The sequence below is a fragment of the Streptomyces sp. NPDC001070 genome, from assembly GCF_053598835.1.
Map to the genome: position 1 here is coordinate 312,658 of NZ_JBSFLB010000005.1, position 23,355 is coordinate 336,012.

Consider the following 23,355-nt stretch of genomic DNA (forward strand, 5'->3'; position numbering starts at 1 on the left):
GGGTGCAGGAATGGAACTTACAAGGCAAGGATCACCACAGGGTCAGTCTTCGCCTACCTGCAATAGCACCACGACGACGCCGTTGCCGGTGCCGGCGACGACGCCGTCGAAGGTGTACCGGGTTACGGAGTTCCAGGCGCGCACCTGTTCCGAGAGATCGCTGATGTTCGTGTGCCAGGTGGACCTGTAGCCCAGCAGCTCCACCACGCGGGCCGCAGCCTGATGAGCATGGGCGCGATCACGTCTCGGCTTGCCATGGAACACGAGATCGTCCGCCGCGAGGTAAGTCATGAGCTCCACCGCGCGCTTTGGCTCGACCTGAATTAGCGCCTCTGCTACCTCTGTCGGCGAGTCAGGTCCGACTGCCCCCGGCACGACGTACCGCTGCCAGCCCCGGTCGGCTTCGGCAACGAGATCTCGGATCTGCTCCTCGACGGGACCTTCAGCGTCGGGCGACACGCGGCCAAAGACTCCCTCTTCCCGAGCCAACGACGCCATCAACCCGGGGAGCTCCCACTCGGTGTGCACCGCCCCATGTTCGCAGGCCGCCGACGACAGGCGTGCCACAACCGTGCCACATCGGACGGTCAGCCACGGTCAATGACGGTTCGCCGCAGTCGAGACGCCCCGCTGAACTGGGGTTCCTTCAAAGCCGCTCTGACCTGCGCACCCTCGATGACCCTGACCACCAGGCTTACAAGGCAGATGTCGGCGGTTCGAAACCGTCCACGCCCACCAGTGAGAAGACCCCCAGCCGGTCATGGCTGGGGGTCTTTGACATCCGGATCCGACATCAACGGCCACGCTCACTCACGGCCGGGACGCCTCCGGAGCAGCCGGTCCATGTGGCTCACGGCCTCACGCTGGGTGTCCTGTACGACGTGCGTGTACACGTTCATCGTGACCGCGATCTGGCTACGGCCCAGGATCTCCATCACCACGCGGGGCGCGACGCCGACCGCGGTCAGCAGCACGGTGATGCCGGCGAGGTGGACGCGCCGGGTGCCGTGCTCAATGAAGATCAGGGCGTACAGGCGCTTGAGTGAGACGGTGTCGAGGTGCAGGAAGCCGGCGGCGATGATGCCGCGGGCCTGGTCGGTGAGGAACTGGCGCCAGGTCGGGCCGGAGCATTGCGGGGCAGGGTCGATTCAGGCGGCATGAAGGATTTCCCAGGCTGTGGATGGGGCGATCGGGTAGCCGAGGCAGGCGAGTTCGCCTTGTGCTCGGCGGTGGCCCCAGCTGCTGTTTTCGCGGGCCAAGGGCAGGATGAGCCGCTTGACGGTCGGGGCGATGGATGGGCGGCCGGAGCGACGGTGCTGGGCGAAGGTCCATCTGCCTTTGACGGGCCCATGTCGGCGCAGCAGTGCGGTCGGGGTGACCGCGAAGGCTTAGCGCCATCGCCCGGGTGGGACCAATCGCGACAACACCCCTTGCCGGATCCGCTCGGCACGGTGACGGAGGTGGGGTTGCCGTTCACGGTCGCGGTGAACGTACCGGGGGCGTAGGTGTGGGTGGTCTGCCCGCTCCCGGTGGCATCCAGGGCGACGGTGACCGTGGCGCTGCCGTCCCCGAAGTCCACCACCGCTGTACCGCTCGGAGTGCCCCCGGAAATGCGGAACGTCACCGGTTGCCCGCACGTCGGCGACGTGGGTGAGGTCGTCACCGTCAATGGCGAAATCTCCGTCACGTTCGCCGAATTGGCGTTGGTGACGTAGACGTTGCTGTTCTGCGCCGCCGCCACCGAGAACGGGAACGCGCCGACGGGGACGGTGGCCAGGACCGCGTTCGTGGCACTGTCGATCACCGTCACGTTGTTCGAATTTGAGTTGCCGACGTAGACATTGCCGGTCGGTGCCACCGCTATCCCGAACGGGCCCCGGCCGGTGCCGACAGTGGCCAGGACGGTGTTCGTGGCACTGTCGATCACCGTCACGTTGTTCGAAACGGTGTTGGTGACGTAGACGTTGCCGTTCGGCGCCACCGCGAACACCCCCGGGACCGAGCCGGCGGGGACGGTGGCCAGGACGGTGTTCGTGGCGCTGCTGATCACCGTCACGTTGTTCGAGGTCTGGTTGGCGATGTAGACGTTGCCGTTCTGCGCCACCGCCGCCGCGCCCGGGAACCCGCCGGAGGAGAGGGTGGTCAGGACGGTGTTCATGGCGCTGTCGATCACCGTCACGGTGCCGTCGTTGCGGTTGGCGACGTAGACGTTGCCGTTCTGCGCCACCGCCACCGCGTCCGGGACCGCGCCGACGGGGATCGGGGAGCCGACGACCGTGTTCGTGGCGCTGTCGATCACCGTCACGTTGTTCGACGTCGAGTTGGCGACGTAGACGCGGCCGTTGGGCGCCACCGCCAAGGCGAACGGGCCCCCGCCGGTGGGGACGGTGGCCAGGACGGTGTTCGTGGCGCTGCTGATCACTGTTACGTTGCTCGAGCTTTGGTTGGTGACGTAGACGTTTCCGTTCGCCGCCACCGCGATCATGGCCGGGTCCGAGCCGACGGGGACGGTGGCCAGGGCGGTGTTCGTGGTGCTGCTGATCACCGTCACGTTGGCCGAATTGGCGTTCCCGACATAGACGTTGCCGTTCGGCGCCACCGCCACCGCCAGCGGGGTCGTGCCCGCCGGGATCGTCACCGTGGAGAACGCCGCGCTCAACGGCGCGGCCACACGCCCCTGCACAGCGGGCACCTCGGATCCGCCCGCGGGGTTCAAGCGATTGTGGAGCAGGTCTTTGTGTGTTGCTGCGGAGGCGTGAGGAGCAGCGGTGGGCAGGAGGGCGAGGGAAAGCGCTGCCAGGATGACGCTCAACCGGGTGAGCCACTGGTGCCCTGCGCTACGGCGTAAGTCTGCGAAGACGCCGCCGGATATGAGCTCAGGGGGGACGAGGGACATTGTTCCTCCAGGCTGGTCGGCTCTTGGGAGTCGTCATGATGAGTTGCGACGGCTGAGCAGTACTGACTGCCCCGCCTTCCGTCAATGCACATCCTTTGGGCCGCCACGGTGCTCTGCCAGCCGGAATGCTCTGAACGTGACCGCTTCCCGGGACTTCTCTCATGAGCTCAGGAATGTTTCTGTTGCGCTTCACGCAGCGTCATCGTGGACGTCTCATGGGCGCAGATAGCGTCGTGACGGCCAGGGCGTTCAGCCCCGTCCAGACGAGTCCCGCCTCCGGCCGAAACCTGCAGGAACGAGCCAACGTGAACAGAGGGGAATGATCCCGTACCGACCTGTGACTGGCATACGCAGACTTGGAAAGCGTGCACGTGAGTCATTCGGTCGAGCGACGGCAACTCTCACCAACCCTCCGCAGCGGTCCCGGAAGCCTGCCGGCGCGAGCTACAGGGGGTGTGCCCGCATCTTCTAAGCGCCGGCTCGGTCGTGGCTGACATCACTAGATGACATCAACGCCCGGGGACAACCAGGGCACGAGGCAGCCGAAGACCGACCAAAGCACGCCCGTGTGGGCGCCTTCTTGCAGTCCGCCCAGAACCTGGCCCGAACTTACAAGGCAGATGTCGGCGGTTCGAAACCGTCCATGCCCACCAGCCCCGTGGCAAGCAAAAGGCCCAGGTCAACCGGTGTGAGTCCGGATACCTGGGCCTTGATCTTTTGCCCTGCGTGAGGACCGCCGTGCCACTTACGTGCCAGATGGACCATCGGCGTCCGGCCTCTTGACCCGCCGGCCGCTCAGGTGGGGTAGGCCAAGGGGCATGAGGTGAGAACCGCGGTGGCTGGGGCGGCCGGCGCTCCGAGGCTTTACGCAGCCACCATGGGGCGAGCCTCTAAGATCGGGGCCCACATCGGGCTATTGCGGGCAGGCAAGGAGCCAGCCCGGTTCGCGGCCAGCGTACGGGCCCCGATCTCTCGCCCCATGCCAGCTCCAGCCCAAAGCCTCTCCACGCCGGCCTGTGCAGGCCCAGCCGAGACGCCACCCGTCCCCTGACAACCCTCAACATCACCTGATCCGATCCGACGGCACCACTGAACGACGCTCCCCCGGGCTGCCACAATCCAGCCATGGGAACCATCTACGACTACTACGCGGCCACCGACGACACGCAGGCCCTCGCGCTGTTCGAAGACGACTGCATAGCTGACCCATTTGGCACCCTCGGCCTCAAAGGGGCAGACCCCTACCTGATCCTCGGAACCGTCGAAGCCCACCTGACAGGAGTATCCGAGGAGCAAGTGGAAGCTGACCCTCGCTTCTGCAAACTGCTCAACGACCCTGAGCACGAAGGGCCCTGGCTCTTCTCGCTCACAGACACCCTCCGTGACGCCCTAGCGGCGGCCACCCCGAAGCGCCTGCTCGAAGCCGCCACCGCATGGACCCACACGGAGGACGGTGGCGGGGAGGACCCCGGGCTGATGGCCGACTTCCTGGAACGCCTCGGCGAACTCGCCCGCGACGCCGGGCCGCGACGACGCCTGTACTGCGGCATGTCCCTGTAGGTAAAACCCACATCAAAACCAGAAGAACTGATCTTCCACCCCCGCGCTACCGCCCGAGCGGTAGCGTGCCCCCATGCCGCTCTTGCGCCCTGACGAGCAGATTCCCGACCGAGAGGCGTTCATCACGTTCTTGCGGGAACTACATGACGACTTCATCCAGCGGGGAGACGAGTGGGAGAACCCGACACTTGATCGCTTCCTAGTACTCCAGCCGTAGATCGTGATCTTCATGGCCGGTGTGCTCTCCAGTTGGCCCGGGGAGCGGCCCAAGCGGCCTGGGGCTCCGCCCGCCTCGATGTCGTGCCCCGCTTCTATACTCCTGCGATGACGTCTTACGAAGGAACGCATCGGACCGTTCTCGTCCGGGTGGGTAGCCGCCATGCCCAAATCGACGAACAGCTCGCACCCACGATCCAGGCAATCTGGGAGTGCGGCCTCGACACGTTCACCTGCTGCCAGGACCTGGCAGAGAGCAACGCGGACTGGCCGGAGAAGCTGCCGCACATGGCGGAGTGGGTGGAGTCCCGCCGTGGCTGGATGCTCATCGACTTCCCGGTCGACAGCGGCCTCGCCTTCCTCTCGGCCGCGGCGAACGCCGGCCCGCGAGACGCCTTCTACGTGCGGATGACTCACTGGGCCGCCCCGGACGCCTGGGATGTGAACATCAAGCCGATGGACGCGGCGATGTTCCAGGAGGACCAACCATCGCACTTCGGCCTGCGCCTCCTCCAGGTGAGCTTCCCCGCCTACGACCTGCCGGAACTGACCCGACGCCTCCGCGAACATGCCGCAGGCCGTACGGTGCCGCCCGCCCCCGCCGATTGGAGCACCGTCGGCCGCTAGCTTCTGGGCCGGGCTCGGTCTGCATGGCAAGCTACGACTGAGCCCCTACATGGCCAGACGGGCCAACTACAGCGTTCAGTCACAGCTGGGTGGCCGCTTGCCGTTGGTAGTGAGACTTGCGTGCGCGGGCCTGGTGGCGGCGGCGCCAGTGCGACCACCGGAGTCGGTGCACGAGGTCGTGGGCCGGGCTGGTCATGGTGGTGAACAGACGCTGGAGCTCGTTGCAGGTCAAGGGGATCAGGTCGTCGGAGAGGGAGTGGTCGCGGCGTTCAGCGGCCGCGGTAACGGCGAGGAAGGCGTGGGCGAGCATCGCGAGGGTGACCCAGCGGTGCCAGGAGGTCCAGCGGCGGACCTGGTGCTCGTCCAGCCCTGCCAAGCCCTTGCCGGCCTGGAACGTCTCCTCGACCGTCCAGCGCCGTCCGGCCACCCGGATCAGGTCGGTCAGCGGGACAGAACAGGGTGAGAAGCAGCGGAAGAAGGCAAGTTCGCCGCTTCGCTGGTTGCGGCGGATCAGCAGCCACCAGTGCCCGGGTCGGTCGGCGGGGCCATGGATGTCGGCCTGGGCCCAGTCGTAGTACCGCTCGCCCTTGGCGCCCGCTCCTGTCGAGCGCCGCTGCCAGGCCCGCTTTGGGATCTTCGCCACGATGGCCTTGGCCGGGAACGTCCCTGCGGCGGTGGAGACTTGGAGGGTGCCTGGAGACTGCCAGGACGTAGCCCATCCGGCGGTGTTCGAGTGCGGCCCGCAGGTGCGGGTTGTCGCCGTAGACCTCGTCGCCCGCGACCCAGCGGGCGGGCGTTCCCGCGTCCAGCGCCCGGCCGATCATCCGGGCCGCCAGGACCGGCTTGGTTGCGAAGGCGAGGCTGTCGGGGATGCCGGCGGCCCGGCAGCGGCCGGGGTCGTCGGTCCACGAGCGCGGCACGTACAGGGCGCGGTCGATCGCGGCGTGCCCGCCGGCGGCAGAGTAGACGAGGTAGACGGCGACCTGAGAGTTCTCGATCCGCCCGGCAGTACCGGTGTACTGACGCTGGACGCCGACCGTGGCGGCGCCCTTCTTCAGGTCGCCGGTCTCGTCGACCACCAGCACGGCCTCGTCGTCGGCCAAGTGCTCGACCACGTAGGCGCGCACGTCGTCGCGAACCGCGTCCGCATCCCACTTCGCCCGATGCAGCAGGTGCTGCATGCCGTCCGGGGTGGCATCGCCCGCGTGCTCGGCCAAGGTCCAGCAGTTCTTCTTCGGCAGGTCGGACAGCAGGCCAAGGACCAGCGCCGTTGCGCGGCGGCGTCGTTCAACGCGCGTGAACCGGCCCGCGATACGGCCCGTCAGCTGGTCGAACATCGACCGCCACCGGGCAGGAACTACAGCTGTGATCTGCGGCCACCGCCTGATCTTCGTTTGTCGACACAACTCACGATGATCAACGGTGGCCGCAGCCGTCTCCGCACCGGCCCCGACCAGCAAGATCACGATCTACGGCTGGAGTACTAGAGGCACTGGCGGCGTGGGTCGAGGGGTCTCCCGGTTGGTACCGCAACTTCCGCCAAGAGCTGCCAGCCCAAGGTGACTGGACCTTCTTGGCGCGGGCGCTGATTGCTGCCACGGTCTACGAGTGAGCTGAGAGCGGTCGTGCCACATCCGTGCCAGAACGGAGGGGGACTCACGGGGAATCGGGGTGCACAGGAGTACGTCCCGCCGGACTCCGCCCAAGGCAGGAAACCCACAGGTCACGCCCGAGATCGCCCCCACCTCGCTCCTAAAGCGGTGGCGCGACGGGCCGTACAGCAGCGGAGTACAGCAACCTCCGCGTCTACGAATGACCGCCACCGACCCCCGGCAACCGGCCGGCGTGCCCAGCAGGCCTCAGCGACCGTCGTGCCCATAGTTCGCATCGAGGGGTTCATCGTGCCCGCTGCGTGCCCGTTCGGAGGGGACGCAGCGGTGACTCGCGGGGAACGGCGGCGCCAACCTCGCTCCGAACCAGGTCAGGGAGTCGCCAGGTCAGCAGTCACCCGCATACGGCGTCTTCCAAACTGGTGCTGCGACCGGACTACGCAGCGCTGCACGGTTGTGCTTCCGCCGGCCTCAGCGGCATTCGCATCTCTCAGGTCTACGTCTCATCCCCCGCAGAAGTAGGCGTGCGGCGCCACAGACACGCCCTCCGCAACGGCGCGTTCATCGTCCTCGCTGGCTGCTGGATCGAGGTCGCCTGCCCACAGCGAATGCATGGACCACACTGCGAAGCCAGCATGGAAATCGTGACCGATGTCGGAGGGGGTGCTGGTGTACCCCCGGGCATGGAGTTCGGAGACGACATCATCGAGAAATCGGTAGGTCAGCTGGATTCCGTCAAACTCGGCTTCGGCATCCCCTCCCGCGCCGCTGTAACTGATCTCAACGAGTTCGACTGTGTCGTCCGCCGCATAGTTGATCACCAACATCGGCGAGGTGTTGTAGACCGCGCGCTCGCCGCCAGGGCCGTGATGGGGCAGCCCGATGTGCTCCTCGACTAGCGAGCGGTGGTCGCCGATCTTGACGAGGTCGACACCGCGTCCGGGGACGATCTCCATGTCGCCATCCTGCCAGGGGCCGGAGCCAGAGCGGACATGCACGCCTCCGGCGCCCCTCCACCAGCGGACTCCAAAGGCCACGCTGATGGCGATTCTTGAAATCGACCAGCGTAGATCTTTTTCCTCAGCTGATTCGGACATCAAGGATCTGAGGACGTGGCGGATCGCTCGGGTTGCAGATCCTGATCGTCTTGGTCTTGCGGCCGGCTCGTCGGCGCCGCCAGCATCGGCTGCATGATCAAGGGTGTGATGTTCGACTTCTCCGGGACCCTCTTCCGGATTGAATCGGCCGCGCAGTGGCTGCGCGCGGTGGCAACGAAGGCCGGTCTGGACGTGCCCAAGGGTGAACTCGACGCGTGCGTCAGCCGGCTGGAAGAGTTCGGGGCTCAGCCCGGTGGGGTTCCTCCGCGCACAGTGCCGCCCCATCTGGAGGCACTGTGGCGGGAGCGCGATCTGACCGCGGAACGACACCGGGCTGCCTTCACAGCCCTCACCCGGGAAGCGAAGCTGCCTGCGGCTGACCTGGCCGAGGCCCTGTATGAACGTTCCCAAGTGCCCGGGGCATGGCAGCCGTATCCCGACACCGAGGAAACCCTCCGCGCCCTGCGCGGGCGAGGCATCCCGGTCGCTGTCGTCAGCAACATCGGCTGGGACATGCGCCCCGTCTTCCGCGACCACGGTGTCGCTGACCTCGTAGACGCCTACTTCCTCTCCTTCGAGTGCGGGGTGAAGAAGCCCGATCCCCGGATCTTCCAGATGGCGTGCGACAAGCTCGGAGTGGCGCCCGGCGAAGCACTCATGGTGGGAGACGAGCCAGTTGCGGACGTCGGCGCTGCCGAGCTGGGGTGCCAGGTCCACCTGGTCGATCCCTTGCCCGTGGACCGGCGTCCCGGCGCACTGGCCGATGTGCTCCAACTCCTTTGAAGTGGCCAGACCGACGCGACTTTCGGCGCGATGTTGAGGGCCCGGCGACCGAAGGTCGTCGGGCCCTGGCGATCGGTGAGGGTCAGTCGTGGTCGGTCGCGTAGTAGGTGCGGAGGACCGGGTTGATCCCGGGGACGAGGTCGCTGATGGTGACGTTGTCGATCCAGCGGTGCGGGATCTGGCCGTCGCGGCAGATGCCGTCGGGTTGGCCGGTGCTGATCGCGAAGACGAAGGTGCGGGTGGCCGAGTCGTCGGTGTCGATGGTGCCGAGGAAGCCGGTGATCTCGGCGTCCAAGTAGCCAAAGCCCCTCGCGAGGATGCGGTGCAGGCCGTCGACGACGGTCTCCCCGGGCAGGACCGGGTCGGTCGGAAGGCTCCAAGCTCGCGTCATGTTCTGCTCTAGGGAGCCGACTTGGCATCCCGGGCGTTGATGGGGATATTTGAATCTCCCCGGGCGTGATCTGCTTGTGGGGCAAACCTGCTCGGGTTGCTTCCCCACCTTTCGGGCGATCTTGTTCGGTGTGTCGGGCTGGAGCCATCCCGTGGTGGACAGCCTGCGTGTGCTCAAGGTTCGGCCTGTTCGGGGGCCCGGATGCTCACGCGGGAGGAAGACGTGGACGCGCATGGTCCTCAGACGTCATTGTCCTGGTCTTTGTCCATAGGGAGTATTTCTGGTTCGCCAGATGGCGGCTGGAGTGCTAATCCTCGATCCCTCTTAGCGCGCGCTGCGCTTATTCGTCGGCACCGACCGCGCGCAGCGACTCCGCGGCTGCCTGCCGCACTGCCTGGACCTCACCATCCGCGCGCTCCGCCTGCCACTACGTCCGCGCCAACTCGATGAGTGCCTTACCTCGCTGGAAGCCGTCCCCTATCTGCTCGAAACAGCACTACCGACCGTTTCCCTGCCTCTTCCGCCGAGCCGAGCTCGCCATGGCCCCGCAGCGCCATACCGAGGTTGTTCCACGCCGTGGCTTGGCCGTGGATGTCGCCGAGACCGCCGAAGACGTCGACGGCGCGCTGATGGGCGTCGAGGGACTCGTCGTAACGGCGCAGCTCTCTCTCGGAGGGTGTTGCCGAGGTTGCTCCATGCCACGGCTTGGCCCTTGTGGTGGCCCAACTCGCAGCCATCGACGTCAACTGCACCACTGCACTCGGTATCTGTGGCTGGAGCCGTAGTGCGCGAGGACGGCGGACTCCTGGCGATCCGCCGCGCCGACAACGGCACTTGGGAACTCCCCGGCGGCGTCCTGGAACTGAACGAGGCACCCGAGGACGGCATCAAGCGCGAAGTCTGGGAAGAAACCGGCATCCACGTTGAAGTGGACCAGCTCACCGGGGTTTACAAGAACACCACCCGCGGCATCGTCGCCCTGATCTTCCGATGCAAACCCTCCGGCGGCACCGAACGCACCTCCGACGAGTCCACAGCCGTCGACTGGCTCACACCCGAAGAGATCGCAGAACGCATCTCCGAGGTCTACGCGATCCGTCTCCTGGACGCCCTGGACAGTGCCGGCCCGCACGTCCGCAGCCACGACGGCAAGCGCCTCACCACCGTCCAATGAACACCGAACGCAGCCAGAGGATGAGCCGCGACGAGGCAATACCCCTCGTCCAACGCCTCCTGACCGGCGACACAGCCGATGAGGCGCAAGCCTCTGAGCTCCTGGCCGCCTTGGAGCGTGGACTGCGGTGCCCGCACATCTCGGACTACATCTTCTGGGACTTCGACCCTGCGCTGACCACGGAGCAGGTCGTCTACCGAGCCATGGCGTACAGGCCCCTCGCTCTCTGAGGCCTGTCGGAGCTCCGGTTGAGGCTTGCGCCGGGTAATGCTTGACGACCGCCGACCATGGCAGACCCCACGGCTGGCTCGAGTCCGTAGCCGGCCCTACTCAGCGTCCTGTGCCTCGATCAGGTCGAGGTCGCGGACGCAGAAGCCGTGGTGCTCGAAGGTCTCGTTGAGCACCGCGCCGAGGCACTGCCGCACCAAGCGGCCCCGGGCGTACGGCGGCCAGACATCGTCGTCGGGCACCGGCGCTCGCGCTGCGAGCTGCACAGCGGTGACCTCGTCGAGCCAGGCCTCGAGCTCGGCGGCCTGTGCGTCACGCACGCTCACGATCTCGTCGAGGACCGGATCGAGCGAGAGGTCAAGCCCGTGCGCTCCACAGTAGGGCTCGACGGTCGTCCCGATGCCCATCGGCGTGAACAGCTCCGTCGAGCCCAGGCAGCAGCGGCGGAACCACGAGTCGTGGACGAAGACCAGGTGGCGCATCGTCTGCACCGCCGACCACTCGTCGTTCACGCTGCGGCGCTCGATGCCGGGCGTACGGCGGATTCGCTCGATCGTGGCGGCCCAGCCGGCATGGAGCTGACGCGATGCCTCGCGCAGATCGGCAGGGTCCTCGGATCGGATCAGCACCCGCACCGGATGACGCCGGTCGAGCTCTGCCTCGACGTACTCGGTGACCTCGACACCATTCACCACGAGGTTGGTGATGAGCCCGTCTATCACGGCATCCTGCATGACGACGCCGATCAGGCGTGCCCCGGTCAGATCGCACTCGCGGAACTCCGCACCGTGCAGATCCTCGTCAACATACCGCGTCATGCTCCGCATACTAGGTCCGAGCACCGACAAGCCAGCATCCCCGGGTCGCGACTTACGGGACAGGCCTCAGACGATCATGAAGCGATCGCTGCGCGGTAAGACTTTCTCTACTTCATCAAGACGCTCCCGCCGCGCAGAGCGCGGCGGCGCGCGGCCCGGCGCCTCGGACCGCCGCTCCTAATGGGGACGTAAGATGTTGGGGATGACCGGCACGTGGTGAGCCGTATTCGCTCCTGAGGCACTGACCTCTGAAGACAGAGCCGGCCCTGTGTGGTGGTCGTCCCCGGCATCCGCCGGGGACGGGGCATCGGAGTCGTTAGCATCGTGGACCAGGCCGCCCGCAGGGATCACCTCTCACCGCTTCGGGAACCACAGAGTTCCCCCGCAGACCGAGGGCCCTGCGGGTCGCCGGGATCGCGAACGGCTGATCGGATGACGGGCCGCATGAGCCCTTCCATTAGAGAGCCGCGCATGCCTGCAAGGCTGTGACCAGCGCCAACACGGAGGAGGGCATGCCATGCTCCGCGTGTCGGGAGGAGCAGCCATGCCGGAGACCTTCGGGCAGGCCTCGTTCGGGTGATCGGCACGCCTCCGCTCTTCGGGTGGGCGGCCCCACAGCTACAGTCGAACACGTGAGCGATTGACGTGGTGCTGAGGAGGTGCCGCCCCGACGCCCCGGGGCCGGCGCCGAGCCGGTCGCCGTCACCGAGGCCTACCCGGAGCGCAACCGGCCCCGCATCCGCCTGCAGGTCAACGGCCTGCCGTAAGCGTGGGGATGCGGGTATGCCACCGAGGCGTGCGCGGCGGCGCTCGGCTGGTTCGCCGACACGCTTCCCGGCGGGCCGGTGGTGCTCTGCACCCAGACTGCCAACGACCGTTCGATGCGCCTCGCCGCGAAGCTGGGGTTCACCGAGGTGCAACGGTCCGAGGAGCGGGGCGCCGAGCAGTGGTTCGGAGCGTGTGGCCCCCGGGTCACGCCGTCCAGTTGAGCGTCGGCGGCAAGTTCAGTCAAGGCGGTGACCTTCACTTCACGAGGCGGCGTCCGATCCGCATCCATCGCCCATGCTGCCTGGCGGCATCCCTCGACAAGGGCCGAGCCCAGCACAGGTCCATCCCGTCGTCGACGCCCGTCGAACGTTCACTTGCCCCCTTCAAAATAGGAGCATATGCTCTTATCTATGGGCAGGCAGCGTTCGCGGCCGATCAGACCCACCCGCGATCCGGCCGCCCGCGGCCGGACCATCGAAGGAGACATGACATGGCGAACCAGGGGCGCGACGACGCCGACAAGCAGGGCCTGACCTACTACCCGTGGTGGCTGGACAACCTGGCCGACGACGTCACCCTCGAAGGTGGGGCGATGAACGGCACGGCGCATGGGCCGGAAGCGGTGCGCACCATCGTGGTCAAGGCTCGCGAGTTGTACGAGTTCCAGGACTTCAGCTACGCCGACGACTTCGGCGACGACGGCTTCCTGGAGATCTACGAGTCTTCGATCCAGGGCCAGCCCCTGAAGGTTGTCGTCACGGTCACCCGCAACGCCGCGGGACAGGCCCAGAACCTCGCGGTGCTCCACCGGCCGCGCAACTCGCTACTGCTCTTCTCCCGCATGATGCACGAGAAGTTCGCCGGCACCCCCCTCGCCGAGCACTTCCTCTCCGACGAGTCCTGAAGAAACGATCCCAGGCGCAGGCCGGGTCCGTCCCGGCCAGGCTTCGGTCTTTCACGGCGGCCCGAGCCTTGATGGCTGAGCGCCCCCGGAAACAGAGACGGTGCCCCGACCTGCGATGATCTGCAGTCACTGATCACGCACCTGGTGAGGGCGCAGTTTCCGTACGCACATGGAGTGGATGTCCGTGGGATCTGGCCATGTCCCCCCGACAGGAAGCACCCGGTCGGGCACGCGGAGTTTCGCACCTTGAAGTCCTGCGATCTGGCATGTTCTGCCTGATTTTGGACTCGTCGACGGCGACAAGGGTTCAACGGCCCGAAATGGCATTTCACCTTTAAAGGATGACGTTATGGCGTACGATGTCGAAAAGTCAAAAGCCGAGTGGCGCGCAGAGCTCACTCCAGCCGAGTACAGGGTGCTGCGTGGCGCTTCGGACGAAGCGCCGTTCACGGGTGAGTACACCGACACGAAGGAAAAGGGCGTCTACTCTTGCCGGGCCTGCGGTGCCGAGCTTTTCACTTCTGAGGAGAAATTCGACTCTCGCTGCGGCTGGCCTTCGTTCTACGACCCCAAGGACCTCGACTCCGTCGAGATACAGCGGCACCGGTCACTGTTCGGCCTGAACCCCCCCGTGGTTCGGTGCGCTCGTTGCGGATCATATCTTGGAGAATTGTTCGAGGGTGAGGGATTCGCCACGCCCACAGACAAGCGCTTCTGCATCAACAGCCTCGCTCTGCGGCTGAAGCCTGCCGATTCCGAATGACCTGAATCAACGCGCCTCCCCTGCCCAGCCCAGCCTGCTTGCATCTGACGACAGGGAATAACATGCTAACCCAATCGCCATTCCCGGCGCTGGGTCGCGGCAAAATCAACAGATTGTTCGCTCCAATTGCGGCTCTCTTTATGGCCGCAGCAGCTTTGACCTTTACGGCAGGACCGGCCAGAGCGGATACTCCACCTGGCCAACTATCCCACGTTTGGCTGGATATTAGTGCAGGACCCAGCAGTAACGCTGTAATCCAGTGCTCTACATTTCTAGCCAGCATCCGGAATGCTGCGGGTCACTCTGTTGGCGGGGTGCACGCCACGCAGGATGCGTCGACCTCGCTCATTCGAGCGGGCCGCCCTCGGCTGCCGCGTCAAGCGTCAACCGTCACCCTGGTCGATGTCCAGATGGATCGGACCCCGAAGGACAGGGCTGGGCCGGTACGGCGGCGGGTCGGCGACCAGCCTGGGGCGGTCGAGCCGGCGTACCAGCTCGGTCAGCGCGATCTGGGTTTCCCGCCGGGCCAGCGGGCCGCCGAAGCACAGGTGGATGCCGCTGCCGAACCCTAGGTGCTGATTGTCTCGTCGATCCGGGTCGAAGCGGTCGGGATCGTGGAAGCGCTTCGGATCGCGGCTGCCTGAGGCCAACATGAGCATGATCTGCGAACCCTTGGGGATGACGGTGTCGGCGACGGTGATGTCGCTGTACGCCGTCCGCCAGGGAATGATCTGCACGGGGGGCTCGTAGCGCAGCAATTCCTCGACCAGCGGCACGACGAGGTCCGGTTCGTCGCGCAGTCGCTGCAGCACCTGCGGGTGGCGCAGCAGCGTCAGCATGCCGTTGGTGATGAGGTTGACGATGGTCTCATGGCCGGCGATGAGGAGCAGTTTGGCGGTGGCGACGATTTCGGCGTCGGCCATCCGACCGTCGGGCCCGTCGTCGTTGGCCAGCCGTGACAGCAGGTCGTCTCCCGGCCGGCCGTGGCGCTGTTCCACCAGCTCGCCGAGGCACTGGCGCAGGTCCTTGCGGGCCTGTACGCCCTTGTCCAGTTTCTCCTTCGGGTCGGTCTCGGGGTCGTAGTCGATCGAGTTCATGATGTCGTTCACCCAGAGGTGGAACCTCGGCTCGTCCTCGCGTGGCACGCCGAGCAAGTGACAGATCACGGTTACGGGGAACGGGAAGGCGAAGTCGTCGACGACGTCGATCCGCTCCTTGCCCGCCAAATCGTCGATCAGGCTGCCGACGGTGGCGGTCAGGAAGCCTTCAAGTCCGGTCACCAGTCCAGGGGTGTGCGGGGGGCCGAAGTGACGCGTCGCCATACGCCGCAGGCGATCGTGCTCGGGCGCGTCCATGTGGATGAACGACGACGTGGCCTCCCCCTCGACTGAGGGCATCGGAGGACGCGACAGATTGCGCAAGTCGGAACTCAGATGCGGGTCATTCAGTATGTCCGTGATCTCGCCATAGGTGCTGATGACGTAGCTGCCGTCCTCCTGCCGAGCCACCGGCGTCCTGCGCAACTCGGCATACAGCGGGTAGGGGTCGGCCCGGGCGGAGTAGTCGAAGATCCGTCGCAGCGTGCCGGGCGTCCCGGTAGTGGTCGTCCGGCTTTCCTCCTGCCGATGCCGGCGCACGGCCGTGACGCGGCGCTCACCCGGGTCATGGCCTGTGACGACCACCGTGGCGCCCTGCGCGAGCAGGGCGGGGCCGGGGAAGTCGACGCGCGCCGGTTTCATGTCGGCCGGCCGGTCCGGTGTGGGGCAGGGGGGCGGGAAAGATGCGGCCGTCTCGATCAACCGTCGGTAGTGGTGCAGCCACTTGCCGTTGTTGAAGCTCACGGCAGCCGTGACACGGCCCCGATAGCCGTATGCGGTGACGAAACGGTGGTCGTCCAGCGATCCCTGGGTGACGACCACCTCGTCGGCGAAGGTCGGCACGCCGACGGACTTGATGTTGACGTCGAACTGGATCGACCAGAACAGCGGGATGGACAGGTGGGGCCGGCGGTCCGCCTGGGCGCTGACCATGTTGTGTGCCGCGACCTCTGCCTGCTCCACGGCGTTGGCCCAGTGCTCCAGTGAGACGAGCCGGTATTCGTAGACGGGGTTCGGACAACGTGCCACGTCTCCCGCGGCGAAGACGTCGTCGGTGACGCGGCCATTGATGTCGAGGGCGCGGCAACCCGTGTCACAGGTGATTCCCCACACGCCCGCCGCCAGTCCCGACTCCCGCAGCCACTCGGTGTTGCGGATGCTCCCGAGTGCCACCACCGCCACATCGGCGTCGACCGTACTGCCGTCGTCGAAGTGAGCGCGGCGAAACCGTCCCTGCGCGTCGCCCTCCAGCCGGGCGACCTTGACACCGCACCGCAGGTCGACACCATGAGCGCGCTGCATGTCGGCCGCAACCTCGCCGATCATGGTGCCGAGCGCCCCGACCAGCGGGGCCGGCCCGAGTTCGGCGACGGTCACCGGGATGTCCCGCTCTCGGCAGATGGAGGCGATCTCGGAGCCGGTGAATCCCGCACCGATGACCAGAACGCGGGAAGGCCCGGCAGCGAGGGCTCGCTGCAGGCTCTCGGCATGCTCGCGTGTACGTACGACGAACACCCCGTCCAGGGCCCCCTCGGACTCGACGAGCCATGGCCGGGCCCGTACCCCGGTGGAGATCAGCACACGGTCGAAGGGAACCTCGCGTCCGTCGGCGAGTCGCACGTGGTTCGTCGCGAGGTCCAGCCCGCTGGCGGGCACGCCCAGCAGCCACTCCGCATCGATGCCACGACGGCGGGGCAAAGCGGTGCCCCCGGCCGGCACCCACCCGGTGAGTACTTGCTTGGACAGGGGAGGCCGGTCGTAGGGCTCGCCCAACTCGTCGCCGATCATGGTCAGCGATCCGGTGAAGCCCTCGTCGCGCAGCGCCTCCGCGGCCCGCAGTCCCGCCAGTGACGCCCCGACGACCACGATGCGGCCATCGCGCTTGAACGCCTGCAGATTGTCGGCACTGGTCATGACGGCGACGCCTCCGCCGGTGCGTGCCGCGCCGCCAGCTGGTCGACCAGGATCGCCTGGACCGGGCAGGCCGCCGCGGCGCGTAGCACCTGGTCGCGCCAGGCGTCATCGGGGTTCGGGTCGTACATGAGCGCTTCCTCACCGCGCATCCGGAACGCCTCCGGAGCCAGGAACGCGCACTGCGCATACCCTTCACATCGGGAAAGATCAACGACAACTTTCACCCCGACCTCCACAGGGAGTGGGAGCCGCAGACCCTCACGCCGGCGTACTCCGGCGTGCATCGAGCGGGATTCGGCCGCCGCCCACTCCTGCGAAATGCGGGGGGGGGACGCGCTCGTCGGGTCTCCATGGAAAGAATTGATCATCGCGGCTAAGGCGATCGGCACCTGAAAATCCCAGAAAAATTCATATTATACCGTAAAACCTAGCTCGCACGCGCATCACCCGCACTCCGGGAAGGGGGCCTGCCGGCTGGTGCCGGAGCCACCCGCGGTCGGGGTCAGGGCGGCATACGGCCGATCGGCGCAATCTGCCCGCGCTGGGCACGTGGCCTGGGCTTTCGGATGGTTGTGTGCGCGAGGTGACGCCAGGTTGCCGAGGCGGGAGGCGTCCGCTCGTCCAGGAGCTCGGGCCGCAGAGGATCAGGGTCTACGCGGTCGCTCCGGGAGTCATCAGGACGGTCCCTCGCTGCTCGGCATGAGGTGCGTATAGACGCGAAGCGTGAACCCCGCGTCCGTGTGACCCGGGTAACTGCTCAGGTCTCAGACGTTCTCGCCTGCGTCCAGGAGCACGGAGGCGTAGAAGTGCCGCAGCGCGTGCACCCCGTGTTCGCGGGGTTGGGTGGCATTTTGGATGGGAATCCCCACGTCTAGACGACTGGTCTACTATATACTTTTATGTCCTTCGCCGCCCGCCGGGGCAGCGCACGGAAGGAGTGCCCTCGGGGAGAGCGACAGGACCACGACGGCCGGTGAGCGGCGCGCACGCGACCGGCCGAGCACACGGAGAACCTCATCGCGGGGGGACGCAGAAGGGATGATCGATGGACAGTCCTACGGAAACGGAAATCATCGCAGCTCAGACGGCCCTTCAGGCGATCGACTCGGCGATTGCCGTGCTCGACGCGGAGGGGACGGTGGTCGGGTGGACGCGGGCCGCCCAGCAGCTGGTCGGCTACTCGGCCGCTGAAGTGGTGGGCCGGTCCGCTGCCGTCCTGCTTGCGGCCGCCGACGTCCGGGCGATCGCATCGGCGCTTTCGGTGCACGGCCGTGCCTCGGCTCCCTGGTCCCGCTTCACCAAGGTTCGTCACCGCGACGGCCGCGGGATCGACGTGCGCCTGTCCGTGCATTGGCTGTCCGGACAGGACGGCCGGGCCCGGTGGCTCGTCTCGGCGACCGATGACAGCGCGACGTTTCCCTCGTACGCGGCCGATGGATCAGCGGTGGAGTCGCTCCCGGCTGCGCGACGCTTCCCGAGCCGCCTACCGATCGGGGTCTCGATACGCGACACCGAGCTGCGCTGCATCTTGGCAAACGAGGGCTTCAAAGACGCCATCCCTGTCTCGCAGCAGCTGGGGCATACGCTGACGGAGACGGCGCCCGGCCCGGAGGCCGAAGCACTCGAGGCGGTGATGCGCCAGGTGCTGGAGAGCGGCATCCCGGCGATCAACGTGGAGTACCGGGCCTTCCTGCCGGCGCATGGGCGCGGGGACCGTACGCTGGTGGGCTCCTTCTTCCGCCTTGAGGATGCGGATGACCGTGCGCTGGGCGTGTGCGCTATCGGCGTGGATGTCGCCTCTTATCAGCAGGCGCGAGAGCGTCTCACGGTCCTGGGCGAGGCCAGTACGCGGATCGGAACCACCTTGGATGTCATGCGGACCGCGCAGGAACTGGCCGACCTCGCGGTGCCGGGTCTTGCGGACTTCGTCACCGTCAATCTGGCGGATTCGGTCCCGCTCGGTGGGGAGCCCCTGGCCCGCCTCGGCTCGCAGGGCGGAGAAATCCCCACTTTCTGGCGCGCGGGCGTGGCCTCGATCAACCAGGGGGCCCCGGAGTCCCTGTTTCTCCAGGGAGAGCCGGTCTTCGTCGCACCGACGTCGCTCCCCATCACCGACGTCCTGCGCTCCAGAAAGTCCCACTTCGAGCCGATTCTGGATACCTCCTGCGGCGTCTGGCCTACCCTGCAAAACCGCGCATGGGTGCAGAAGGTCCGCGAACACAAGATGCACTCTCTGATAGTCGTCCCGATCCACGCGCGGGGCGACGTGCTGGGCGTGGCGAAGTTCATGCGGATGGGGGATTCCATGCCGTTCGAGGAGGACGACCTGCTCCTGGCCGAGGAACTCGTCAGCATGGCCGCGCTGTCCTTGGACAACGCCCGCCGATACGCGCGCGAACGCTCCGCGGCCCTCGCTCTGCAGCGCCACTTGCTGCCTCACCGTGCAACGGGCGGGTCCGCCGCCGACGTGGCCTGGCGCTACCTGCCGGCCGACAGCCACCACGGCGTCGGGGGCGACTGGTTCGATGTGATCCCGCTGTCCGGCGCCCGGGTGGCCCTGGTCATCGGCGACGTGGTCGGGCACGGCATCACCGCCGCGGCCACCATGGGCCAAATCCGCGCAACCGTCCGCACGCTCGCGCACCTGAACCTGCCCCCCGACGAACTGCTGACCCACCTGGACGAGGTCGGCCTCCGCCTCGCGGCGGAAGACGCCGACCCCCGGGACCCGGGCGCCGTGACGATGGCCGCCACATGTCTCTACGCCGTGTACGACCCCGTCACCCAAAGCTGCACGATGGCCCGGGCCGGCCACCCCCCGCCCGCGATCATCGACCCGCACGGCGGCGTCACCTTCCCCGACCTGCCCTCCGGAGCGCCGCTCGGCGTTGGACTGATCCCCTTCGAGTCCGTGACGCTGGAACTGCCCGAGGGAAGCGTGCTCGCCCTCTACACCGACGGCCTGATCGAGGACCGCGACCACGACATTGGCGCCGGCATGGACCGCCTGAGCGCCGCACTTGCGCAACCAGGCCGTCCATTGGATGACCTCTGCGCAGCAATCGTCAACGCGATGCCGACCGCGGCATCCGACGACGTCACCCTGCTCCTCGCCCGGACCCGCGCACTTCGCCCGAGCCAGGTCGCCTCCCAAGATCGCCCCGGACTCCGGCAAGGAGGCCGATCTTGATGGCGTTGATCACGAACGCGTACTCGGAGTCGAAACGGCCTTGAGGTGCTGCACCGCGCTCGACGGTGCGAGGACGATGGGGGGTACTACACCGTCGAGCGCGTGGACCTCTGCGAGCACATCGATGACGTCCTCACCGGGCAAGGCGTTGTTGTCTCGGCGCTCGTCGCCCGCCAGGACATGGAGGAACCGAACGGTACGGGGCCGTGATCACTCGCGCCAAAGCAGCTCCAGCCCAAAGCCGCTCCACCGACAGCGTGAGGTGCTGCACCATCCCCAGGCAACTCCACCCAGAGGGCAGCACCGGTCGCCGCAACGCCTCCTCACTGAGCCCTTCCACGGTCCCCAACACGTGGTCTCGCTGCACCTGCAAGACACGCAGCAACGCCGTGATCTCAGCGTCCACCACCACGGTCACTTCGCCACTTCCCGGATGCCACACTGCTTGATTGCTGCCAGGCACTCGATGGCGGCAGCGAGCGCGGTGATGCCACCCTCACCTGCGTACTCACTCGTGCAGTTCATGCGCCGCATCCTCTCCAGAACGTCAGCTGTGTACGGAGTTGGAAATGCCTTGAGCTGGGACTTCACTACCCGCGGCGGTCATCCTCCTCTCCGCGGTTGTGGTGTTGCCAGGACCGGGAGGGCCCCGCTGGTTCTTTCTCCAGTCGCCGCAGGGTCTCCGCTTCACCAAATGCGACAACCTCTCAAGCCCGGAAACCGACAGTGCGTCACGTAAAAGGGCTGGCCCCCAGCGCTTTTGGCCCAGACGGGGCCTCTTCGCGCTTGCTGGGATGTGGCCCGTTGAAGCACGCTCACGGTAACCGGGTGTGGGCGGTCCGCAGGAATACGGGGCCTCGACCGTGCAGCCGGGACCGCCGTCGGGTTCAAGTTCAGGCGCAGCAGCCTGAGCCGCTCGTGCTGGGCTGTCCGCTGTGGAGGTCGTCGTGGCCTGCGGTGATCCGTGCCCATTGCGCGGTCGGCCGTCCATCCTTGCGGAACTGCTGGCCGAGGGTTTCGTACGGCTGCGGCCAGCCTGCAGGGGAGTCCTCCCATTTCTCCTGCCGTCCGTGGACGGTCATGTCGAGGATGCCGTAGGAGGGCGCCATGGGTTCGACGCCGCGGCCGGTGGTCCAGTACGTCTCGTAGACGCGGTCTCCGTCGCGAAGGTAGCTCGCTTTCATTCCGAAGTGACGACCGGCGAGGAGCGGTTCGCGTGACTCGGCGGGTACGGAGTACCAGGGCATGTCCCAGCCCATGAAACGGCGGTAGCGGTCGGACTCGTCGAACGGGCCCTGGCAGAAGACGGCGAAGGTGACGTCACGCTGGTGCAGATAGGACAGTTCGCGGACCTGCCCGGTGAAGAAGGTGCAGCCCTCACACTGGTCGGCTGCGGGGCGGCCGTCGTGCCACATGTGATACGAGACGAACAGTTGGGTGCGGCCGTCGAAGACGTCGATCAGGGGGACCTCTCCGTTGCCTCCGACGATCGGAGTTGATGGGTCCACCTCGGTCATGGGCAACCGTCGCCGCGCGGCGGCGATCGCATCGCCCTCCCGGGTGTGCGCCTTCTCCCGGGCGCGCAGGGTGTCGACGGCGGCCAGCCACTCCCGGCGGGAGGCGACCGGCGGTTTGTTCACAGCAGTCATGCCCGTACTGACCCCACAGCCCACAAGAACTCATCGGTGCAGTCCGAGGCAGGCCCTGCTGACCACGACCTCCCCGGAGTACACGGTCCTGGCGATGGAGAGGACCGGTTGGCCATGCGCAACGTCGGCTTGGCCTGCGGTCTGACGCCGGCCGCCGATAATCCTGATACAGACATAGCCGAGGGCGACCATGCCGGCTGCTACGGAGCCGATGAGCACCACCTGTATCTGGTCCATGCAGAAGGACCTGCCGTACGAGTCCGGCGGTTGGAACTGGTCACCCCGCACTCCAGCACATGCAGCACCGCCTGACGGCAACGGTTGACGGCAACGGGTATGCACGCTGCAGTACTCAGAAACCCGACCAGAGACACCCCGTCCGGACGAGAGGCGACTACGGACCGTTCGCTGAGCACCCCTCAGGAACTCCTAAAGCGGGTGTCGCAGGTTCGAATCCTGCCGAGGCCACGAATAGGTTCCGTTGTCATGGCGAACTCGACAACCGAGCGAAGTCACCGCGGCGGCATCCGGCCTCACGGGGACGGCTTCCGGGTACGCGTCCACGCCGGGCGTGACCGGCTCACGAAGAAGGACATCCGCCTCACCGAGCAGGCCGACACCGCCGCTGAGGCTGGGAAGATCCGCACCAGGCTCCTCCATCAGGTCGACGAGTAGCGGCATCCCGAGACCCACCACAGGGCCTCGGTCGGTTACTGCTTCCCTGCGAAGCCGCCGGTGTCGATCCCGGTGAGGATGTCGACGCCTTCTGTCGCCCGCAGTGACCGGCGGACCCGGAGGAACGCCCACAGGTTGCCGATCACGACACCCGACAGCAGGGCGAAGATTGCGGACCAGCCTTCCACGGAGTCCCTCCCGCCCATGAAGGCGAAGGGCGCAAGAGCGAGGACCAGCAGCGCCAGGCCGATCCCGCCGACCACCCGCCGGTGCGGGCCAGAGATGTCGCCGGTGACCCGGCGCGGGAGCGCGCCGCCTCTGCGGCGCGGCCTGCCTCCTGTCTCCGCCCGGCTGGCCGCGCCCGGCGGCGCGCCGGGCGCATGCGGGCGAGGAGGGAAACCCGTTGTGGCTGGGGCGGTCGGCTCCACGACTTCAGCCAGCCGCTTTGGCGCGAGCCTCGAAGATCACGGCCCCAACGTCGTGCTTTGCCGGGCAGGTCCACAGACTGCCCGACGCGCCGGAAGCTTACGGGGCCGTGATCACTCGCGCCAAAGCAGCTCCCGGCCAAAGTCGTTCCACCGACCTTGTTGCTCGTGTGTCACGCCGTCCTGGCTGCCCGACGATGGCACCGCCCCTGTACCACTCGCCTGGCCGGATCCAAGAAAGGCCGTTCCCCACTGCGGTCTGGGACGAACCGATCGCTGCCGAGTTCAGCGCCGACGTGCACTGGGAGTCCAGGCCTATCTGTTGAGAGGAAGCAGGTTCCGATCCAAGGCCTGTTGGCCTTGGATTCCCCCAGCCCAGCCCCCTACGTTCGAAGTAGTCGACCGGTCGCCGAGTTAGCACCGGTCGTAGCATCGCTCCGATCCGACACGAAGGCAGAACACCGACATGCGTACTACCACCCTGGGCACGCACGGACCTGAGGTCGGCGTCATCGGCCTGGGCGCCATGGGCATGAGCTTCGCCTACGACATGGCCACCCCGCGTGACGA

General features: G+C 66.9%; 22 protein-coding genes and 5 pseudogenes. 12 read left to right on the plus strand and 15 right to left on the minus strand.

Annotated features, from left to right (window positions below):
- Positions 1-42 precede the first annotated feature (42 nt).
- The 3 genes and pseudogenes from ACWDAS_RS09065 to ACWDAS_RS09075 form a co-directional block, all read right to left on the minus strand.
- Positions 43-528, minus strand: a complete 486-nt coding sequence (locus ACWDAS_RS09065) for a hypothetical protein (RefSeq protein WP_450388195.1) — start codon at positions 526-528, stop codon at positions 43-45.
- Between the two features lie 278 nt (positions 529-806).
- A pseudogene (locus ACWDAS_RS09070) lies at positions 807-977 on the minus strand (site-specific integrase); the annotation flags it as partial.
- Between the two features lie 44 nt (positions 978-1,021).
- Positions 1,022-2,812: a virginiamycin B lyase family protein gene (locus ACWDAS_RS09075; protein WP_450388196.1), complete on the minus strand. Its 1,791-nt coding sequence runs from the start codon at positions 2,810-2,812 to the stop codon at positions 1,022-1,024.
- Positions 2,813-4,021: 1,209 nt separating this feature from the next.
- On the opposite strand from ACWDAS_RS09075, the gene ACWDAS_RS09080 reads away from it, so the two are divergent.
- The 3 genes from ACWDAS_RS09080 to ACWDAS_RS09090 all read left to right on the plus strand — a co-directional run bounded on the left by ACWDAS_RS09080 (position 4,022) and on the right by ACWDAS_RS09090 (position 5,299).
- Entirely contained in the window at positions 4,022-4,456 is a 435-nt protein-coding gene (locus tag ACWDAS_RS09080) for a hypothetical protein (RefSeq protein ID WP_450388197.1), read from the plus strand.
- A 73-nt stretch (positions 4,457-4,529) separates the two neighbouring features.
- Positions 4,530-4,673, plus strand: coding sequence for a DUF7660 family protein (locus ACWDAS_RS09085; RefSeq protein ID WP_450388198.1), 144 nt, complete (start codon positions 4,530-4,532; stop codon positions 4,671-4,673).
- Positions 4,674-4,780: 107 nt separating this feature from the next.
- On the plus strand, positions 4,781-5,299 hold the full coding sequence (locus ACWDAS_RS09090; RefSeq protein WP_450388199.1) for a hypothetical protein: 519 nt from the start codon (positions 4,781-4,783) through the stop codon (positions 5,297-5,299).
- Positions 5,300-5,568: 269 nt separating this feature from the next.
- Here the strand turns inward: ACWDAS_RS09090 and ACWDAS_RS09095 are convergent, their stop codons facing one another.
- Positions 5,569-6,636 carry an IS701 family transposase gene (locus ACWDAS_RS09095; protein ID WP_450388200.1) on the minus strand — a complete coding sequence of 356 codons (1,068 nt, stop codon included), beginning with the start codon at positions 6,634-6,636 and terminating at the stop codon, positions 5,569-5,571.
- A gap of 155 nt (positions 6,637-6,791) precedes the next feature.
- Between ACWDAS_RS09095 and ACWDAS_RS09100 the strand changes: the two genes are divergently transcribed.
- Positions 6,792-6,911 (plus strand): DUF7660 family protein, encoded by a 120-nt coding sequence (locus ACWDAS_RS09100; RefSeq protein ID WP_450388229.1) that lies wholly within the window; start codon positions 6,792-6,794, stop codon positions 6,909-6,911.
- Between the two features lie 501 nt (positions 6,912-7,412).
- Here the strand turns inward: ACWDAS_RS09100 and ACWDAS_RS09105 are convergent.
- Positions 7,413-7,865, minus strand: a complete 453-nt coding sequence (locus tag ACWDAS_RS09105; protein WP_450388201.1) for a hypothetical protein — start codon at positions 7,863-7,865, stop codon at positions 7,413-7,415.
- A gap of 234 nt (positions 7,866-8,099) precedes the next feature.
- On the opposite strand from ACWDAS_RS09105, the gene ACWDAS_RS09110 reads away from it, so the two are divergent.
- On the plus strand, positions 8,100-8,789 hold the full coding sequence (locus tag ACWDAS_RS09110; RefSeq protein WP_450388202.1) for an HAD family hydrolase: 690 nt from the start codon (positions 8,100-8,102) through the stop codon (positions 8,787-8,789).
- An 82-nt stretch (positions 8,790-8,871) separates the two neighbouring features.
- On the opposite strand, the gene ACWDAS_RS09115 is transcribed toward ACWDAS_RS09110, so the two are convergent.
- Positions 8,872-9,180 (minus strand): hypothetical protein, encoded by a 309-nt coding sequence (locus ACWDAS_RS09115; RefSeq protein WP_450388203.1) that lies wholly within the window; start codon positions 9,178-9,180, stop codon positions 8,872-8,874.
- Positions 9,181-9,635: 455 nt separating this feature from the next.
- Positions 9,636-9,917, minus strand: a complete 282-nt coding sequence (locus ACWDAS_RS09120; protein ID WP_450388204.1) for a tetratricopeptide repeat protein — start codon at positions 9,915-9,917, stop codon at positions 9,636-9,638.
- Positions 9,918-9,934: 17 nt separating this feature from the next.
- On the opposite strand from ACWDAS_RS09120, the gene ACWDAS_RS09125 reads away from it, so the two are divergent.
- Positions 9,935-10,354 carry an NUDIX hydrolase gene (locus ACWDAS_RS09125; protein WP_450388230.1) on the plus strand — a complete coding sequence of 140 codons (420 nt, stop codon included), beginning with the start codon at positions 9,935-9,937 and terminating at the stop codon, positions 10,352-10,354.
- Complete coding sequence (locus tag ACWDAS_RS09130; RefSeq protein WP_450388205.1) at positions 10,351-10,584, plus strand: e9imm peptide; 234 nt, start codon at positions 10,351-10,353, stop codon at positions 10,582-10,584. The genes ACWDAS_RS09125 and ACWDAS_RS09130 overlap by 4 nt, the downstream gene beginning before the upstream one ends.
- Before the next feature lie 96 nt (positions 10,585-10,680).
- Here ACWDAS_RS09130 and ACWDAS_RS09135 read toward each other — a convergent pair whose 3' ends face one another.
- A complete protein-coding gene (locus ACWDAS_RS09135) occupies positions 10,681-11,400 on the minus strand; it encodes a DinB family protein (RefSeq protein WP_450388206.1) in 720 nt (239 codons plus the stop codon).
- A 767-nt stretch (positions 11,401-12,167) separates the two neighbouring features.
- Here ACWDAS_RS09135 and ACWDAS_RS09140 point away from each other — a divergent pair.
- The 3 genes and pseudogenes from ACWDAS_RS09140 to msrB form a co-directional block, all read left to right on the plus strand.
- Positions 12,168-12,389 (plus strand): annotated as a pseudogene (locus ACWDAS_RS09140) (GNAT family N-acetyltransferase); the annotation flags it as partial.
- A gap of 269 nt (positions 12,390-12,658) precedes the next feature.
- Complete coding sequence (locus ACWDAS_RS09145) at positions 12,659-13,072, plus strand: hypothetical protein (RefSeq protein WP_450388207.1); 414 nt, start codon at positions 12,659-12,661, stop codon at positions 13,070-13,072.
- 349 nt (positions 13,073-13,421) lie between these two features.
- Positions 13,422-13,835, plus strand: coding sequence for a peptide-methionine (R)-S-oxide reductase MsrB (gene msrB, locus ACWDAS_RS09150; protein ID WP_450388208.1), 414 nt, complete (start codon positions 13,422-13,424; stop codon positions 13,833-13,835).
- A gap of 383 nt (positions 13,836-14,218) precedes the next feature.
- Here msrB and ACWDAS_RS09155 read toward each other — a convergent pair whose 3' ends face one another.
- From ACWDAS_RS09155 to ACWDAS_RS09170, 4 genes and pseudogenes are all read right to left on the minus strand, one after another.
- Positions 14,219-15,232, minus strand: coding sequence for a cytochrome P450 (locus tag ACWDAS_RS09155; protein WP_450388231.1), 1,014 nt, complete (start codon positions 15,230-15,232; stop codon positions 14,219-14,221).
- A gap of 243 nt (positions 15,233-15,475) precedes the next feature.
- Positions 15,476-16,846, minus strand: a pseudogene (locus ACWDAS_RS09160) (NAD(P)/FAD-dependent oxidoreductase); the annotation flags it as partial.
- A complete protein-coding gene (locus tag ACWDAS_RS09165) occupies positions 16,843-17,070 on the minus strand; it encodes a ferredoxin (RefSeq protein WP_450388232.1) in 228 nt (75 codons plus the stop codon). The pseudogene ACWDAS_RS09160 and the gene ACWDAS_RS09165, both read right to left, overlap by 4 nt.
- A gap of 450 nt (positions 17,071-17,520) precedes the next feature.
- A pseudogene (locus ACWDAS_RS09170) lies at positions 17,521-17,682 on the minus strand (tyrosine-type recombinase/integrase); the annotation flags it as partial.
- Between the two features lie 209 nt (positions 17,683-17,891).
- Between ACWDAS_RS09170 and ACWDAS_RS09175 the strand changes: the two are divergent.
- Entirely contained in the window at positions 17,892-20,036 is a 2,145-nt protein-coding gene (locus tag ACWDAS_RS09175) for a SpoIIE family protein phosphatase (protein ID WP_450388209.1), read from the plus strand.
- 217 nt (positions 20,037-20,253) lie between these two features.
- On the opposite strand, the pseudogene ACWDAS_RS09180 reads toward ACWDAS_RS09175, so the two are convergent.
- Positions 20,254-20,442: pseudogene (locus ACWDAS_RS09180) on the minus strand (mycothiol transferase); the annotation flags it as partial.
- A 487-nt stretch (positions 20,443-20,929) separates the two neighbouring features.
- Positions 20,930-21,685 carry a DUF899 family protein gene (locus ACWDAS_RS09185; protein ID WP_450388210.1) on the minus strand — a complete coding sequence of 252 codons (756 nt, stop codon included), beginning with the start codon at positions 21,683-21,685 and terminating at the stop codon, positions 20,930-20,932.
- Positions 21,686-22,171: 486 nt separating this feature from the next.
- On the opposite strand from ACWDAS_RS09185, the gene ACWDAS_RS09190 reads away from it, so the two are divergent.
- The gene (locus tag ACWDAS_RS09190) at positions 22,172-22,360 is read left to right on the plus strand and encodes a hypothetical protein (RefSeq protein ID WP_450388211.1); all 189 of its coding nucleotides are present in this window, start codon (positions 22,172-22,174) and stop codon (positions 22,358-22,360) included.
- 35 nt (positions 22,361-22,395) lie between these two features.
- On the opposite strand, the gene ACWDAS_RS09195 is transcribed toward ACWDAS_RS09190, so the two are convergent.
- Complete coding sequence (locus ACWDAS_RS09195; protein ID WP_450388212.1) at positions 22,396-22,623, minus strand: hypothetical protein; 228 nt, start codon at positions 22,621-22,623, stop codon at positions 22,396-22,398.
- Between the last annotated feature and the right edge of the window lie 732 nt (positions 22,624-23,355).

Excerpts from the sequence above, each read along its gene's own strand:
- ACWDAS_RS09110 (WP_450388202.1), top strand. The coding sequence starts at position 8,100 with ATGATCAAGGGTGTGATGTTCGACTTCTCCGGGACCCTCTTCCGGATT.
- ACWDAS_RS09080 (WP_450388197.1), top strand. The coding sequence starts at position 4,022 with ATGGGAACCATCTACGACTACTACGCGGCCACCGACGACACGCAGGCC.
- ACWDAS_RS09105 (WP_450388201.1), bottom strand. The coding sequence starts at position 7,865 with ATGGAGATCGTCCCCGGACGCGGTGTCGACCTCGTCAAGATCGGCGAC.
- ACWDAS_RS09085 (WP_450388198.1), top strand. The coding sequence starts at position 4,530 with ATGCCGCTCTTGCGCCCTGACGAGCAGATTCCCGACCGAGAGGCGTTC.
- ACWDAS_RS09095 (WP_450388200.1), bottom strand. The coding sequence starts at position 6,636 with ATGTTCGACCAGCTGACGGGCCGTATCGCGGGCCGGTTCACGCGCGTT.
- msrB (WP_450388208.1), top strand. The coding sequence starts at position 13,422 with ATGGCGTACGATGTCGAAAAGTCAAAAGCCGAGTGGCGCGCAGAGCTC.
- ACWDAS_RS09090 (WP_450388199.1), top strand. The coding sequence starts at position 4,781 with ATGACGTCTTACGAAGGAACGCATCGGACCGTTCTCGTCCGGGTGGGT.
- ACWDAS_RS09115 (WP_450388203.1), bottom strand. The coding sequence starts at position 9,180 with ATGACGCGAGCTTGGAGCCTTCCGACCGACCCGGTCCTGCCCGGGGAG.
- ACWDAS_RS09135 (WP_450388206.1), bottom strand. The coding sequence starts at position 11,400 with ATGACGCGGTATGTTGACGAGGATCTGCACGGTGCGGAGTTCCGCGAG.
- ACWDAS_RS09155 (WP_450388231.1), bottom strand. The coding sequence starts at position 15,232 with ATGCCCTCAGTCGAGGGGGAGGCCACGTCGTCGTTCATCCACATGGAC.
- ACWDAS_RS09175 (WP_450388209.1), top strand. The coding sequence starts at position 17,892 with ATGGACAGTCCTACGGAAACGGAAATCATCGCAGCTCAGACGGCCCTT.
- ACWDAS_RS09190 (WP_450388211.1), top strand. The coding sequence starts at position 22,172 with ATGGCGAACTCGACAACCGAGCGAAGTCACCGCGGCGGCATCCGGCCT.
- ACWDAS_RS09130 (WP_450388205.1), top strand. The coding sequence starts at position 10,351 with ATGAACACCGAACGCAGCCAGAGGATGAGCCGCGACGAGGCAATACCC.
- ACWDAS_RS09145 (WP_450388207.1), top strand. The coding sequence starts at position 12,659 with ATGGCGAACCAGGGGCGCGACGACGCCGACAAGCAGGGCCTGACCTAC.
- ACWDAS_RS09120 (WP_450388204.1), bottom strand. The coding sequence starts at position 9,917 with ATGGCTGCGAGTTGGGCCACCACAAGGGCCAAGCCGTGGCATGGAGCA.
- ACWDAS_RS09185 (WP_450388210.1), bottom strand. The coding sequence starts at position 21,685 with ATGACTGCTGTGAACAAACCGCCGGTCGCCTCCCGCCGGGAGTGGCTG.